The sequence below is a fragment of the Enterobacter sp. ECC_219_Taxon_10 genome (assembly GCF_058354905.1).
In genome coordinates this window covers 4,486,821-4,501,561 of sequence record NZ_CM178005.1, presented here as the reverse complement: position 1 = coordinate 4,501,561, position 14,741 = coordinate 4,486,821, and the positions used below count along the sequence as shown (strand labels likewise).

The following is a 14,741-nucleotide window of genomic DNA, read 5'->3' as shown; positions in this document are numbered from 1 at the left end:
CGCGTGGACACCTTGTTAGAACGCTGGTGTGAAAGTCGTCCCTGGTGTCGGCTGGTCTGCGGGGGGCTGGCTATTCTCCTGATGGGGCTGGCAGCATCGGGCCTATTACTCCGGCCAGTAGAGCAGCAGTGTGCGGAGCGACAGCAGCAGTTGATCCAGGCCGCGCGGACTAACGCGTCGCTGTGGCCCAACGCCAGTCAGGCGCCGTTTAGCCCGCAAACCCGGACGGCACTGGAGCTAAAGCCCTTTTCACCGCTCGATTTTCAGGGGGAGGGCACAAGGCTCCTTCACTGGAAGCCGTTGCAGAACGGCGGTGAACTGGCGCTGGAGGCGGAGTGGCAGGCGATCCCTTCTCTTTTTTCCCGGCTGGCGCAGCGGGATGTATGGGTCGCTGCTTTTACGCTTTCGCCACAAAGTACGGCGTTACGCCTGCGGCTGGAGCTGGAACATGCGAAATAGCGCGAGATATCTGCTGGTTTGCTCGGCGCTGCTGTTGACCGGCATGCGCGATCCCTTTCGCCCGCCGGATGACCCCTGCGCCACAGCCGAGCTGGCACAGTGGCACTACCGCGGAATGGTAGGAGGGCAGCAGCGCGTTGGCATTTTACAGGATGGGCAACGGCGCTGGCATCGCCTGAAAGCGCAGGAACGTTTCCCGGCGGGCTGGCGGATAACGGCCATCAATGAAACGGAACTGGTTGTTGATGTGGGTGACACATGCGATCCCGAAGAATGGGCGTGGCAACGAGAAGGAAAGGATAAAAATGAAGTTAAGGATAGTGCTGTTGCTGCTGGCGTTCAGCCGCCCGCTGTGGGCCGCCGTGCCAAAGCCGGTCACGCTGGTGGTGGATGACGTGCCGGTGGTTCAGGTGCTACAGGCGCTGGTTACGCAGGAGAACCGTAATCTGGTGGTATCGCCGGATGTCAGCGGCATGCTCTCGCTTAACCTGACGCGCGTCCCCTGGCGGCAGGCGTTACAGACGGTTGTCACCAGCGCCGGGCTCGTTTTGCGTGAGGAGGGCGGTATTTTTTATGTTCATACCGCGGCATGGCAGCGCGAGCAGCGGGAACGTTTAGAGCAGGAGCGGGCGCGTCGTCAACTTGATGCACCGCTGGTCTCAAAAAGCATCCCATTTTCTTATGCGGATGCCGGAGAATTGCAAAAAGCTGCGGAAACGCTCCTGAGTCCAAAGGGGAGTTTATCTGTCGACAAACGCACTAACCGTCTGCTGGTCAGGGATAGCCAGGCGGTGCTGGAGGCGCTGCAGCAGTGGGCGGCTCAGATGGATATTCCCGTCGAGCAGGTTGAGCTGGCGGCGCACATTGTCACCATTAATGAAAAAAGCCTGCGTGAGTTGGGGGTGAAGTGGAATCTTGCCGAGGCCACTGAGGCGGGCAAGGTTGGACAGATCACGACGCTTGGCAGCGATCTTTCTGTGGCCAGTGCTACCACGCATGTGGGGTTTAACATCGGGCGGATTAACGGCAGGCTGTTGGATCTGGAGCTCTCTGCGCTGGAGCAAAAACAGCAGGTCGATATCATCGCCAGCCCGCGGCTGCTGGCCTCGCACATGCAACCGGCCAGCATCAAGCAGGGAAGCGAGATCCCGTATCAGGTTTCAAGCGGTGAAAGCGGGGCGACCTCGGTGGAGTTCAAAGAGGCGGTACTCGGAATGGAGGTCACGCCGGTAGTATTGCCCGGCGGGCGCGTGCGCCTGAAGTTACACATCAGTGAAAACATGCCGGGACAGGTGTTGCAGCAGGCCGATGGCGAAACGCTGGCTATCGACAAGCAGGAGATAGAAACCCAGGTGGAGGTAAAAAGTGGAGAAACGCTGGCGCTGGGCGGAATTTTTTCGCAAAAGAACAAAACCGGCAGCGACAGCGTGCCCGGGCTTGGGAACATCCCCTGGCTGGGACAGCTTTTTCGCCATGATGGAAAAGATAATGAGCGGCGTGAGTTAGTGGTGTTTATTACGCCACGTCTGGTCGGTATTCACTAACGGGTAACGATCCCCGCAATGATTTTGCATTCAGTTTGTTGCAGATGTTTGACGTGGGGCATGAATTAGCATACAAGGAGTACCGATTTGAGTTGGACTTACGTCTTATTACCTTATGCGCCCGGCGCGGTGATTTAATCAGTTGCCAAACAAGCCGGAGTATTGAGATAATTTTTAGTCTGACTCTCGCTCTATTGCATATGAGGTTTCAGTTCATGTCCTGCTACGCCGGGTGTCTGCGAAGCGGGGATTACCATTAACGAATAGTCTTAGTAGTACCGATAAAATGGCAGAGAAACGCAATATCTTTCTGGTTGGGCCTATGGGTGCCGGCAAAAGCACTATTGGGCGTCAGTTAGCTCAACAACTCAATATGGAATTTTACGATTCTGATCAAGAGATTGAGAAACGAACCGGAGCTGATGTGGGCTGGGTTTTCGATGTAGAAGGCGAAGAAGGTTTCCGTGACCGAGAAGAAAAAGTGATCAACGAACTCACGGAAAAACAGGGCATCGTACTGGCAACAGGCGGCGGCTCTGTGAAATCTCGCGAAACCCGCAACCGTCTCTCCGCCCGTGGCGTAGTGGTCTATCTCGAGACGACCATTGAGAAACAGCTGGCACGTACGCAGCGCGATAAAAAGCGCCCGCTGCTGCAGGTTGAAACGCCACCACGCGAAGTTCTGGAAGCGTTGGCCGATGAACGCAATCCGCTGTATGAAGAGATTGCCGATGTGACCATTCGTACTGACGATCAGAGCGCTAAAGTGGTTGCAAACCAGATTATTCATATGCTGGAAAGCAACTGATTCTGGCTTTATATACACTCGCCTGCGGGTAAAAGCATTAAAGGTGGATGTCGCGTCATGGAGAGGATTACAGTTACTCTCGGGGAACGTAGTTACCCTATCACCATCGCGGCTGGTTTGTTTAACGACCCAGCTTCCTTTTTACCACTAAAAGCGGGTGATCAGGCGATGCTGGTCACCAATGAGACGCTGGCTCCGCTTTATCTCGACCGCGTACGCCACCTGCTTGAGCAGGCAGGCGTAAAAGTCGACAGTGTGATTCTGCCCGATGGCGAGCAGTATAAAAGCCTGACGGTGCTCGATACCGTCTTTACCGCATTGCTGCAAAAACCGCACGGTCGCGATACAACACTGCTTGCCCTGGGCGGCGGTGTTGTGGGCGATCTGACCGGCTTTGCGGCCGCAAGCTACCAACGTGGCGTCCGTTTTATTCAAATCCCGACCACGTTGCTGTCTCAGGTCGACTCCTCTGTGGGTGGCAAAACGGCAGTTAACCATCCCCTCGGCAAAAACATGATTGGCGCGTTCTACCAGCCTGCGTCGGTGGTGGTGGATCTCGACTGTCTGAAAACCCTGCCGAAGCGCGAGCTGGCTTCTGGCCTGGCTGAAGTGATCAAATACGGCATTATTCTGGATGGCGAGTTCTTTAACTGGCTTGAAGAGAATATGGATGCGTTGCTGCGCCTGGATGAGGCGAAACTGGCATACTGCATTCGTCGTTGTTGTGAGCTGAAAGCAGAAGTTGTCGCCGCAGACGAGCGTGAAACGGGCTTACGTGCTTTACTGAATCTTGGGCATACGTTTGGCCACGCCATTGAAGCAGAAATGGGTTACGGCAACTGGCTGCACGGTGAAGCCGTCTCGGCCGGCATGGTCATGGCAGCCCGCACCTCTGAACGCCTTGGGCAGTTTAAACCGGAAGAAACGGCACGTATCATTGCACTGCTTGAACGTGCGGGTTTGCCGGTAACCGGGCCGCAAGAGATGTCGGCGCAAGCGTATTTACCCCACATGATGCGCGATAAAAAAGTATTGGCAGGTGAGATGCGTCTTGTACTCCCGCTTGCAATAGGGAAGAGTGAAGTGCGCGGCGGAGTGTCGCACGATGTCGTTCTTGGCGCTATTGCTGATTGCCAGCAGGCGTAACAACTAGAAAGGTCAGGCCACTGTTACCGGTGGTCGTTTAGCTTCAGGCGAAATGCAAAGACGTAGGCATAAGCCTTTGAGTGGGGTGTTAAATGGATGAATTCAAACCAGAAGACGAGCTGAAACCCGATCCCAGCGATCGTCGTACTGGTCGTTCTCGTCAATCTTCAGAACGTGATAACGAGCCGCAGATCAACTTTGACGATGTTGATCTGGATGCAGACGATCGTCGCCCTTCGCGCAGCCGTAACGCGCGTGATGAGCGAGAAGAAGAGGATTATGAGTCCGAAGAAGATTCAATGGACGAACAGCCTGTAGAGCGTCGCCCGCGTAAACGTAAAAAAGCCGCTGCGCAAAAAACGGCCTCCCGTCAGTACATCATGATGGGGCTTGGCGTTCTGGTGCTTGTACTGCTGATTGTTGGCATTGGCTCCGCGCTGAAAGCACCGTCCACCAACTCAACCGAACAAACCGCCTCCGCAGAGAAGAGCATTAATCTCTCCGGTAATGATGCGACGGATCAGGCGAATGGTGCACAGCCAGCGCCGGGTACCACTTCTGCTGAGCAGACTGCCAGCAACACAACGACGCCGCAGGATGTTTCTCTGCCGCCCGTTTCGTCAACGCCTGCTCAGGGCCAGGCCCCTGTCACGCCTCAAGGCCAGCAGCGTGTTGAAGTTCAGGGAGACCTGAACAATGCGCTGATGCAGCCGCAAAACCAGCAGCAGGTTGATAACGTCGTGGTTAACTCTACGCTGCCAACTGAACCTGCAACCGTCGCGCCGATTCACGGTTCTACCGCTCAGCTGCAGACTGCAGCAACGGAAACCAAGCCGCGCCAGACGCAAACTGCAACACGTCCTGAACGTAAGCAGGCTGTCATTGAGCCTAAGCGTGAAACCAAACCTCAGGCCGTGGTAAAAGCGCCTGAATTGAAAGCCGCACCGGCACAGCCGAAACGCACAGAAACGGCTGCAGTAAGCGAACCAGCTAAAGCGCCAGTCACGCAGACTGCGCCGAAAGCGACGGCAACTACAACGGCACCTGCTGCCACCGCTGCGCCTGCCGCAACGGCGACGGCTTCCAGTGCAGCAGCAGGTAAAACCGCTGGCAACGTCGGTTCGCTGAAATCTGCGCCATCTAGCAACTACACGCTGCAGTTGAGCAGTTCGTCTAACTATGACAACCTCAACGGCTGGGCGAAGAAATCGAATCTGAAAAACTATGTGGTTTATCAGACGACCCGTAACGGTCAGCCGTGGTATGTGCTGGTAAGCGGTGTTTACGCTTCCAAAGATGAAGCGAAACGCGCCGTGGCGTCGCTGCCTGCTGATGTTCAGGCTAAGAACCCATGGGCGAAGCCGATTCATCAGGTGCAGGCCGATCTGAAGTAATGTTTAAAGCGCAGGATGCTGTCGGAGCTTTCTCCACAGCCGGAGAAGGTGTAATCAGTTAGTCAGCATGAAAAAAAATCGCGCTTTTCTGAAATGGGCAGGGGGGAAATACCCCCTGCTCGATGATATTAAAAAGCACCTGCCAAAAGGCGAGTGTCTTATCGAGCCCTTCGTGGGCGCGGGATCGGTGTTCCTGAACACCGATTTTTCTCGTTATATCCTGGCGGATATCAACAGCGACCTTATCAGCCTCTATAACATTGTTAAGCTGCGTACCGATGAGTATGTGGAAGAGGCGCGCAAGCTGTTTACCCCAGAGAACAACAACCCTGACGTCTACTACCAGTTCCGCACGGAGTTTAATCAGAGCCAGGATCCGTTCCGCCGCGCGCTGCTGTTCCTTTATCTCAACCGCCATGGTTACAACGGCCTGTGCCGGTATAATCTGCGCGGTGAATTTAACGTGCCGTTTGGTCGCTATAAGCGCCCGTATTTCCCGCAGGACGAGCTGTATCACTTTGCGGAAAAAGCGCAGAATGCAGAATTCCACTGCCTCTCCTATGAAGAGTGTATGGAACTGGCAGGCGTAAATTCGGTGGTTTACTGCGATCCTCCTTACGCGCCGCTGTCTGCGACGGCGAACTTCACCGCCTACCACACCAACAGTTTCAGCCCGGCCGAACAGGCCCGTCTGGCGGAGATGGCGGAAAAGCTGGTCAGCAAAAGAATTCCGGTGTTAATTTCAAATCACGATACCCCTGATACGCGCGAATGGTACAAAGCCGCGAAGCATTTTCAGGTTAAGGTGCGGCGTAGCATTAGCAGCAACGGCGGCACACGTAAAAAGGTGGACGAACTCCTGGCTCTTTATCGCCCCTGAGCCGTTTTGCCCGCCGGTAAATACATTTCAAGGAGATGCGGATGAAACAGTTTTTGATTGCCCCCTCAATTCTGTCGGCCGATTTTGCCCGCCTGGGTGAAGACACGGCTAAAGCTCTCGCAGCTGGCGCAGATGTCGTCCATTTCGACGTTATGGATAACCACTACGTTCCCAATCTGACCATCGGTCCGATGGTGCTCAAGGCGCTGCGTAACTACGGCATTACCGCACCGATCGACGTTCACCTGATGGTGAAGCCTGTCGATCGCATCGTGCCAGATTTCGCCGCAGCGGGCGCCAGCATCATCACCTTCCATCCGGAAGCCTCCGAGCACGTTGACCGCACGCTGCAGCTGATCAAAGAGAACGGCTGTAAGGCGGGGCTGGTGTTTAACCCGGCTACGCCGCTGAGCTATCTGGACTACGTTATGGACAAGCTGGACGTGATTTTGCTGATGTCCGTTAACCCGGGCTTTGGCGGCCAGTCGTTCATCCCCCACACGCTGGATAAGCTGCGCGAAGTGCGCCGTCGCATTGACGAGTCAGGCTACGATATTCGTCTGGAAGTGGACGGCGGTGTGAAAGTGAATAACATTGGCGAAATTGCGGCAGCGGGCGCGGATATGTTCGTTGCAGGTTCGGCAATTTTCGACCAACCGGATTATAAAAAAGTCATTGATGAAATGCGCCGAGAGCTGGCGAAGGTAAGTCATGGATAAATTGCAGGCAATTCGGGGTGTGGCATTCGACCTCGACGGCACGCTGGTCGACAGCGCGCCGGGCTTAACGAGCGCCGTAGACCAGGCGTTGTACGCTCTTGAACTGCCCGTTGCGGGCGAAGATCGTGTTATTACGTGGATTGGCAACGGTGCCGATGTCCTGATGGAGCGCGCGTTAACATGGGCTCGTCAGGAACGCGCGTCGCAGCGTTCCGCGCAGGGTAAACCGAGCGTCGATCACGCCGATATCCCGCAGGATGAGCAGCTGCGTATTCTTCGTAAGCTGTTCGACCGCTTCTACGAAGAGACCGTCGAGGAGGGGAGCTTCCTGTTCCCGGACGTCCTGGAAACCTTGAGCGCGCTGCATGCCAAAGGGATCCCGCTGGGGCTGGTGACCAACAAGCCGACGCCGTTTGTTGCGCCGCTGCTGGAGGCGCTGGATATTGCGAAATACTTCTCCGTGATTGTAGGCGGGGATGACGTGCAGAACAAAAAGCCGCATCCGGAACCACTGTTGCTGGTGGCAGGAAAATTATCCTTAACGCCTGCGGAGCTGCTCTTTGTCGGGGATTCACGTAATGATATTCTGGCTGCCCGAGCGGCTGGGTGTCCTTCCGTCGGATTAACCTATGGCTACAACTACGGTGAAGCCATCACGCTGAGTGAGCCGGACGTTGTGTTCGACCACTTCAAAGATTTGTTGCCCGCACTCGGGCTTTCGCACAGTGAACATCAGGAATTGAATAATGACTAAGCCCATCGTTTTTAGTGGCGCACAGCCTTCAGGTGAATTGACCATTGGTAACTACATGGGTGCGTTACGTCAGTGGGTCAGCATGCAGGATGACTACCATTGCATTTACTGCATCGTCGATCTCCATGCGATTACCGCCCGTCAGGATCCTGAGAAGCTGCGCAAAGCCACCCTGGACACCCTGGCGCTGTACCTGGCCTGCGGTATCGACCCAGAGAAGAGCACCATTTTCGTTCAGTCTCACGTGCCGGAGCACGCACAGCTGGGCTGGGCGCTTAACTGCTACACCTATTTCGGCGAGCTGAGCCGTATGACTCAGTTCAAGGATAAATCCGCGCGCTACTCTGAAAACATTAACGCCGGCCTGTTCGACTATCCGGTGCTGATGGCGGCTGACATCCTGCTGTATCAGACCAACCAGGTGCCGGTGGGTGAAGACCAGAAGCAGCACCTGGAGCTGAGCCGCGATATCGCCCAGCGCTTTAACGCGCTTTATGGCGACGTGTTTAAAGTGCCAGAGCCGTTTATTCCGAAATCCGGCGCGCGCGTCATGTCGCTGCTGGAGCCGACCAAGAAGATGTCCAAGTCTGACGATAACCGCAACAACGTTATCGGCCTGCTGGAAGATCCGAAATCGGTCGTTAAAAAGCTCAAGCGCGCGGTCACCGATTCCGACGAGCCGCCAGTAGTGCGCTACGACGTGCAGAACAAAGCGGGCGTCTCCAACCTGCTGGATATCCTCTCCGGCGTGACCGGGCAGAGCATTCCTGAGCTGGAACAGCACTTCGAAGGCAAGATGTATGGCCACCTGAAAGGTGAAGTGGCAGAAGCCGTTTCCGGCATGCTGACCGAGCTGCAGGAGCGTTATCACCGCTACCGCAACGACGAAGCTTTCCTGCAGAAGGTGATGAAAGACGGCGCGGAAAAAGCCAGCGCGCGCGCGTCCGAAACCCTGAAAGCGGTGTATCAAGCGATTGGGTTTGTGGGCAAACCTTAAGCCTGCTTTGCCGGGTGACGCTAACGCTTACCCGGCCTACGAGATCGTGTAGGTCGGGTAAGGCGGAGACGCCACCCGACAAATACCATCTTGCTTCCGATCTCTGCGTTAGTGATTCGAGAACCAGTTCAGCTTATCGCGCAGTTCAACCACGCGACCCACCACAATCAGCGCCGGGCTTTCGACCTGCTGCGCCAGTTCACCGAGCTGCGTCAGCACGCCATTCACCACGCGCTGCTTGATTGACGTACCGTTTTCCACCAGCGCAACGGGCATATCCGCCTCCATGCCGTGTTCCAGCAGTTTCGCCTGAATGGTGGCGGCCTGGTTTAGCCCCATGTAGAACACCAGCGTCTGCTTTTCAGCGGCCAGATTATGCCAGTCCAGCTCGCAGCCGGTTTTGAGGTGGCCCGTCACCAGACGCACGCTCTGGGCGTAATCACGATGGGTGAGCGGAATGCCAGAGTAAGCTGAACACCCGGACGCAGCCGTTATGCCCGGCACCACGGAGAACGGAATGCCGGCATTGCACAGGGTTTCCAGCTCCTCGCCGCCGCGACCAAAGATAAACGGATCGCCGCCCTTCAGGCGCACCACGCGCTTACCTTTCTGCGCTTCGCGCAGCAGGATCTGGTTAATCTCCTCCTGCGGCACGCAGTGGTAGCCTGCGCGCTTGCCGACGAAGACGCGGTCGGCGTCGCGACGCACCAGGTTCATGATGTCATCGGAGACCAGGCGGTCATAAACCACGATATCCGCCTGCTGGATCTGCTGAAGCCCTTTCAGCGTCAGCAGGCCCGCATCGCCCGGACCAGCCCCGACCAGCACCACTTCACCACGGTGATCCAGCGGCTCGCTCAGCAGCTGCTCGGTCGTCTCTTCCACCGCTTTCGCATCCTGATTGGCCAGCGACTGCGCCAGCCTGTCGTTCACAAAGAATTTTTCCCAGAAGCGACGGCGCTCGCCAACGGTCGAGAAGGTTTGCTTCACGCGGGAGCGAAGCTGCCCGGCGTAATGGGCTATCTGACCAAGGTGCTGCGGCAAAATAGCTTCCAGCTTTTCCCGCAGCAGGCGGGCGAGAACGGGCGAGCGTCCACCGGACGACACCGCAATCATCAGCGGTGAACGGTCGATAATCGACGGCATGATAAAGCTGGCCTCTTTCGGCGCATCCACCACGTTGCAGAAGATACGGCGCGCTTCGCAGGCGTCGCTGACGCGCTGGTTCACTTCATCGTCATCTGTCGCGGCAATGGTCAGCCAGCAGGTATCCAGCAGGGACTCATCAAACTCTCCCTGCACCAGCGTGAGCATCCCTTCCTGAGCCCAGACGTCAAACTGCGGGGCGAAAGTAAGGGCATTGACGGTCAGTCGGGCTCCGGCTTCCAGCAGCAGGCGCGCTTTGCGTTCAGCCACATCGCCGCCGCCCACAAGCAGGCAGTCGCGATGGCGTAATTGACAGAAAATCGGCAGGTGGTCCACGACGTTACCTCACAGCATTCAAGGAGGGGGTAAGAATTGACGTCAGGATAACAGCAGGAATCGTACAGAACATACGGTTTTTCCTGCCGTTACCCATAAGGGGTCATAAGCCTTTCCTATTGAAAAGGTGGAGGGTTACGCTTTGAGCTGCACCTTGCCGTCCTTAACGCGGACGTCGTAGTGCTTCACGGAGAAGCTTTCATCTTCCATGCAGTAACCGTCGCTTAAGCGGAAACGCTGCTTTTTCAGCGGGCTGGCGACCCACAGCTCACCCTGATGCTCGGCAATCAGTCCACGTGAGAGCACGCTGGCCTCGAAGAACGGGTCGATATTGCTGATGGCAAAGACCTGTTCATCGTGGCGAGGGCGGAAAATGGCGACCTGCTCGTTGCCCAGCAGCGCACACACGCCGGTGGCGGGCAGAATATCGTTAATCTCGCAGATGTTTACCCACTGGCTCATGCGTTTTCCTCCACCAGCGTCACCGGAATGCGTTCATACGGTGTTGCCGGGCGATGCTGTTCACGCTCCGGTACAACCTGCACGTTCGGGTCGCGCTGGGTGCTGTTGATAAAGTGTTTGAAGCGCGTCTGCGCCGCCGGGGTGTTGACGGTTTCGGTCCACTCGCAGATCACCGCCTCGCGCAGGCGAGCCATCTCGGCTTCCAGCTGTTCGTTCAGGCCCAGCTTGTCGTCGATGATGACGGACTTAAGGTAGTCGATACCGCCTTCCAGGTTATCCAGCCAGGAAGCGGTACGGGTCAGCTTATCGGCGGTACGAATGTAGAACATCATAAAGCGGTCGAGATACTGGATCAGCGTATCGCGATCGAGATCCGCCGCCAGCAGGTCCGCGTGGCGTGGTTTCATCCCGCCGTTGCCGCACACGTACAGGTTCCAGCCTTTCTCGGTGGCGATGATCCCCACGTCTTTACCCTGCGCTTCCGCACATTCGCGGGTACAGCCGGAGACGCCGAACTTCATTTTGTGCGGGGTACGGATGCCTTTGTAGCGGTTTTCCAGCTCAACGCCGAAGCCCACGCTGTCGCCGACGCCGTAGCGGCACCAGGTGCTGCCCACGCAGGTTTTCGCCATTCGCAGCGCTTTGGCATACGCGTGGCCGGTTTCGAAGCCTGCTTCTATCAACTGACGCCAGATTTCCGGCAGATCATCCTTCTGCGCGCCAAACAGGCCGATACGCTGGGAGCCGGTGATTTTGGTGTACAGATTAAATTCACGGGCGATACGGCCCACGGCGACCAGACCTTCCGGGGTGATTTCGCCACCAGCGGAACGCGGAATGACGGAATAGGTACCGTCTTTCTGGATGTTCGCCAGGAAGTTATCGTTGGTGTCCTGCAGCGGCGTGTGTTCTGGTTTGAGCACGTACTCGTTCCAGCAGGACGCCAGCAGCGAGCCGACGGTTGGTTTACACACTTCACAGCCGTAGCCCTGGCCGTGCTTCGCCAGCAGTTCGTCGAAGGACTTAATGCCCTCCACGCGGATCAGGTGGTACAGCTCCTGGCGAGAATACGCGAAGTGCTCGCACAGGTTGTTGTTCACTTCGATGCCCTGTTTCGCCAGCTCGGCGTTCAGTACCTGCGTCACCAGCGGAATACAGCCGCCGCAGCCGGTACCGGCTTTGGTTTCGGCTTTCAGCGCCGCAACGGTGTGGCAGCCTTTGTTGATGGCTGAGATCAGCATGCCTTTAGTAACGTCGAAGCAGGAGCAAATCTGCGCGCTGTCCGGCAGTTTATCCACGCCGATAGACGGCTTGCCGCTGGAGGCGTGGGCCGGAAGGATCAGCGCGTCCGGGTTTTCCGGCAGCTCAATGGCGTTCAGCACCAGCTGGAGCAGGTTACCGAAGTCGCTGGTATCGCCCACCAGCACCGCGCCGAGCAGGGTTTTGTTGTCCTGGCTGACGATGAGACGCTTGTAGACCTCTTTGCTTTCGTCGAGGTAAACGTAGCTGCGGGAGTTCGGGGTGCGGCCGTGCGCATCGCCGATACCGCCCACGTCGACGCCCAGCAGCTTCAGCTTGGCGCTCATGTCTGCGCCGGTAAAGGCGTTTTCGCTGCCGAGGATATGGTCCACGGCGACCTGGGCCATTTTGTACCCTGGCGCGACCAGACCGTATACGCGGTTGTTCCAGCTGGCGCATTCGCCGATGGCGTAAATATCCGGGTCGGAAGTCTGGCAGGTGTCGTTAATCATGATCCCGCCGCGCTGCGCTACCGCCAGACCGCACTGGGTCGCCAGCTTGTCGCGCGGGCGGATCCCGGTGGAGAAGACGATGAAGTCCACTTCCAGCTCGCTGCCGTCGGCAAAGCGCATGGTTTTACGCGCCTCTGTGCCTTCCTGCACGATCTCTTTGGTGTTCTTGCTGGTGTGAACCTTCACGCCCATGCTTTCAATTTTACGCTTAAGCTGGTCGCCACCCATGTGGTCCAGCTGTTCGGCCATCAGCATTGGCGCAAATTCGATAACGTGGGTTTCAACCCCGAGGTTTTTGAGCGCGCCAGCCGCTTCCAGACCCAGCAGACCGCCGCCGACCACCGCGCCGCGTTTGCTTCGGCGCGCGCAGGATTCGATGGCGTTGAGGTCCTCAATCGTGCGATAAACGAAGCAATCCTGAGTCTCCGAGCCTTTAATGGGTGGGATCCACGGATACGAGCCCGTCGCCATGATCAGCTTGTCGTAAAAAACCGTACGCCCGGCGCTGGAGTGGATCACTTTTTCCTGACGGTTAATGGTGATGGCGCGTTCGCCCACCAGCACTTTTACGCCATGCTTCTCGTAGAATCCTTCGCGCACCAGAGAGAGCTCTTCGGCGGTATGATGGGAGAAGTAGGATGACAGGTGCACACGGTCGTACGCCTTGCGGGGTTCTTCACAGAACACGGTAATATCGAACTGCTCAGCATCGGCTTTATCAAGAAGATCCTCAATAAAGCGGTGGCCGACCATGCCGTTACCGATGATAGCGAGTCTGACTTTGCTCATTTTTGCCTCGATTTCTTTTCTATTACTGCCTACCTTAACGATTCAGCAGGTGCGCTTATTGATGTAAATCAAATACGTCTTCGCCTACTCCTTAGGGGGTATGCGGCTGATTTGTCAGGATTTTTATAAGTTATGGAAATCGCAGGCTTTTCGATGTCGTCGATTTTGTGTACAAAACAATGGCGGATTTTTAAACAAAAATACGCGTAAACAATGTTGCGTTTATCAGGGGATATGAAATGTCTACAACACCGCTTTGGCTTGTTCAGAATGTTCGCTTACCCGGCCGGGAAGGACTGTGGCAGCTTGCCATTGAGAACGGCCGATTTGGTGACATCACCCCAATGGACGACACCCACGCCGAAAGTTATGAAGTATTGAACGCGCGCGGCGGGCTTGCTATTCCACCGTTTATTGAGCCGCATATCCATCTTGATACCACCCAGACGGCGGGCGAGCCGAACTGGAACCAGTCTGGCACGCTATTTGAGGGCATTGAGCGTTGGGCCGAGCGCAAAGCGTTGCTCAGCCATGAAGATGTGAAAGCGCGTGCCTGGAAAACGCTGAAGTGGCAAATTGCCAACGGCATTCAGTTTGTGCGTACCCACGTTGATGTTTCCGACCCGACGCTCACCGCCCTGAAGGCGATGCTGGAGGTGAAGCAGGAGGTTGCCCCGTGGGTGACGCTGCAAATCGTCGCGTTCCCGCAGGAAGGTATTCTCTCTTACCCGAACGGCGCGGCGTTGCTGGAAGAGGCGCTAAAACTGGGGGCTGATGTGGTGGGGGCGATCCCACACTTCGAGTTCACCCGGGAGTATGGCGTGCAGTCGCTGCATATCGCTTTCGATCTGGCGAAGAAATATGACCGCCCGCTGGATATCCACTGCGATGAAATTGACGACGAACAGTCGCGTTTTGTCGAGACAGTGGCAGCGCTGGCCTATGAGGCCGGCATCGGCCCGCGGGTGACCGCCAGCCACACCACCGCTATGCACGCTTACAACGGCGCTTACACTTCGCGGCTTTTCCGCCTGCTGAAGATGTCGGGGATTAACTTCGTGGCTAACCCGCTGGTGAATATCCACCTGCAGGGGCGTTTTGACGATTATCCGAAGCGCCGCGGCATCACCCGGGTGAAAGAGCTGCAGGAGGCAGGCATCAACGTCTGCTTCGGCCATGACGACGTCTTCGACCCGTGGTACCCGCTCGGCACCGGCAACATGTTGCAGGTGCTGCACATGGGGCTGCACGTGTGCCAGATGATGGGCTATCCGCAGATCGACAGCGGCCTGAATCTGATCACCCATAACAGCGCCCGTACTTTTGGCCTGAGCGATTACGGTATTGAGACGGGAAATCCGGCGAACCTGATTATTCTGCCTGCGGAGAGCGGGTTTGAAGCCGTGCGCTGCCAGGTGCCGGTGCGCTGGTCAATCCGTCAGGGGAGGGTGATTGCTACTACGCAGCTGGCGCAGACGTGGATCCAGATGGATATCGGGGGAGAAGAGGTGAGCTTTGCCAGAAACAGCCCCTCTGCCGAGCGCAAAGGGGCGTAG

At 56.7% G+C, this 14,741-nt stretch carries 14 protein-coding genes; 11 read left to right on the top strand and 3 right to left on the bottom strand.

Features of this window, described 5'->3' with window-relative positions:
• Positions 1–3 precede the first annotated feature (3 nt).
• The 10 genes from AC4ICF_RS21535 to trpS all read left to right on the top strand — a co-directional run bounded on the left by AC4ICF_RS21535 (position 4) and on the right by trpS (position 8,701).
• Positions 4–459 carry a HofO family protein gene (locus tag AC4ICF_RS21535; RefSeq protein WP_316380249.1) on the top strand — a complete coding sequence of 152 codons (456 nt, stop codon included), beginning with the start codon at positions 4–6 and terminating at the stop codon, positions 457–459.
• Positions 449–853 (top strand): HofP DNA utilization family protein, encoded by a 405-nt coding sequence (locus tag AC4ICF_RS21530; protein WP_163330650.1) that lies wholly within the window; start codon positions 449–451, stop codon positions 851–853. The genes AC4ICF_RS21535 and AC4ICF_RS21530 overlap by 11 nt, the downstream gene beginning before the upstream one ends.
• On the top strand, positions 765–2,003 hold the full coding sequence (gene hofQ / locus AC4ICF_RS21525) for a DNA uptake porin HofQ (RefSeq protein WP_316380250.1): 1,239 nt from the start codon (positions 765–767) through the stop codon (positions 2,001–2,003). The genes AC4ICF_RS21530 and hofQ overlap by 89 nt, the downstream gene beginning before the upstream one ends.
• 286 nt (positions 2,004–2,289) lie before the next feature.
• On the top strand, positions 2,290–2,811 hold the full coding sequence (aroK, locus tag AC4ICF_RS21520; protein ID WP_003861630.1) for a shikimate kinase AroK: 522 nt from the start codon (positions 2,290–2,292) through the stop codon (positions 2,809–2,811).
• Positions 2,812–2,868: 57 nt separating this feature from the next.
• Entirely contained in the window at positions 2,869–3,957 is a 1,089-nt protein-coding gene (gene aroB / locus AC4ICF_RS21515) for a 3-dehydroquinate synthase (RefSeq protein ID WP_116342694.1), read from the top strand.
• Between the two features lie 92 nt (positions 3,958–4,049).
• Positions 4,050–5,351 (top strand): cell division protein DamX, encoded by a 1,302-nt coding sequence (gene damX, locus AC4ICF_RS21510; protein ID WP_316380251.1) that lies wholly within the window; start codon positions 4,050–4,052, stop codon positions 5,349–5,351.
• Positions 5,352–5,418: 67 nt separating this feature from the next.
• Positions 5,419–6,231, top strand: a complete 813-nt coding sequence (gene dam / locus AC4ICF_RS21505) for an adenine-specific DNA-methyltransferase (protein WP_166712515.1) — start codon at positions 5,419–5,421, stop codon at positions 6,229–6,231.
• A 41-nt stretch (positions 6,232–6,272) separates the two neighbouring features.
• Positions 6,273–6,950 carry a ribulose-phosphate 3-epimerase gene (rpe, locus tag AC4ICF_RS21500; protein WP_024907923.1) on the top strand — a complete coding sequence of 226 codons (678 nt, stop codon included), beginning with the start codon at positions 6,273–6,275 and terminating at the stop codon, positions 6,948–6,950.
• The gene (gene gph / locus AC4ICF_RS21495; protein ID WP_116342688.1) at positions 6,943–7,704 is read left to right on the top strand and encodes a phosphoglycolate phosphatase; all 762 of its coding nucleotides are present in this window, start codon (positions 6,943–6,945) and stop codon (positions 7,702–7,704) included. The genes rpe and gph overlap by 8 nt, the downstream gene beginning before the upstream one ends.
• Positions 7,697–8,701, top strand: a complete 1,005-nt coding sequence (gene trpS / locus AC4ICF_RS21490; RefSeq protein WP_116342686.1) for a tryptophan--tRNA ligase — start codon at positions 7,697–7,699, stop codon at positions 8,699–8,701. Before gph ends, trpS begins: the two co-directional genes overlap by 8 nt.
• Before the next feature lie 108 nt (positions 8,702–8,809).
• On the opposite strand, the gene cysG is transcribed toward trpS, so the two are convergent.
• The 3 genes from cysG to nirB form a co-directional block, all read right to left on the bottom strand.
• A complete protein-coding gene (gene cysG, locus AC4ICF_RS21485; protein WP_316380252.1) occupies positions 8,810–10,183 on the bottom strand; it encodes a siroheme synthase CysG in 1,374 nt (457 codons plus the stop codon).
• Between the two features lie 135 nt (positions 10,184–10,318).
• Positions 10,319–10,645: a nitrite reductase small subunit NirD gene (gene nirD / locus AC4ICF_RS21480; RefSeq protein WP_116342682.1), complete on the bottom strand. Its 327-nt coding sequence runs from the start codon at positions 10,643–10,645 to the stop codon at positions 10,319–10,321.
• Positions 10,642–13,185: a nitrite reductase large subunit NirB gene (nirB, locus tag AC4ICF_RS21475; RefSeq protein WP_320719759.1), complete on the bottom strand. Its 2,544-nt coding sequence runs from the start codon at positions 13,183–13,185 to the stop codon at positions 10,642–10,644. The genes nirD and nirB overlap by 4 nt, the downstream gene beginning before the upstream one ends.
• A gap of 239 nt (positions 13,186–13,424) precedes the next feature.
• Here nirB and AC4ICF_RS21470 point away from each other — a divergent pair, with 239 nt between their 5' ends.
• Positions 13,425–14,741, top strand: coding sequence for a cytosine deaminase (locus AC4ICF_RS21470; RefSeq protein ID WP_302221013.1), 1,317 nt, complete (start codon positions 13,425–13,427; stop codon positions 14,739–14,741).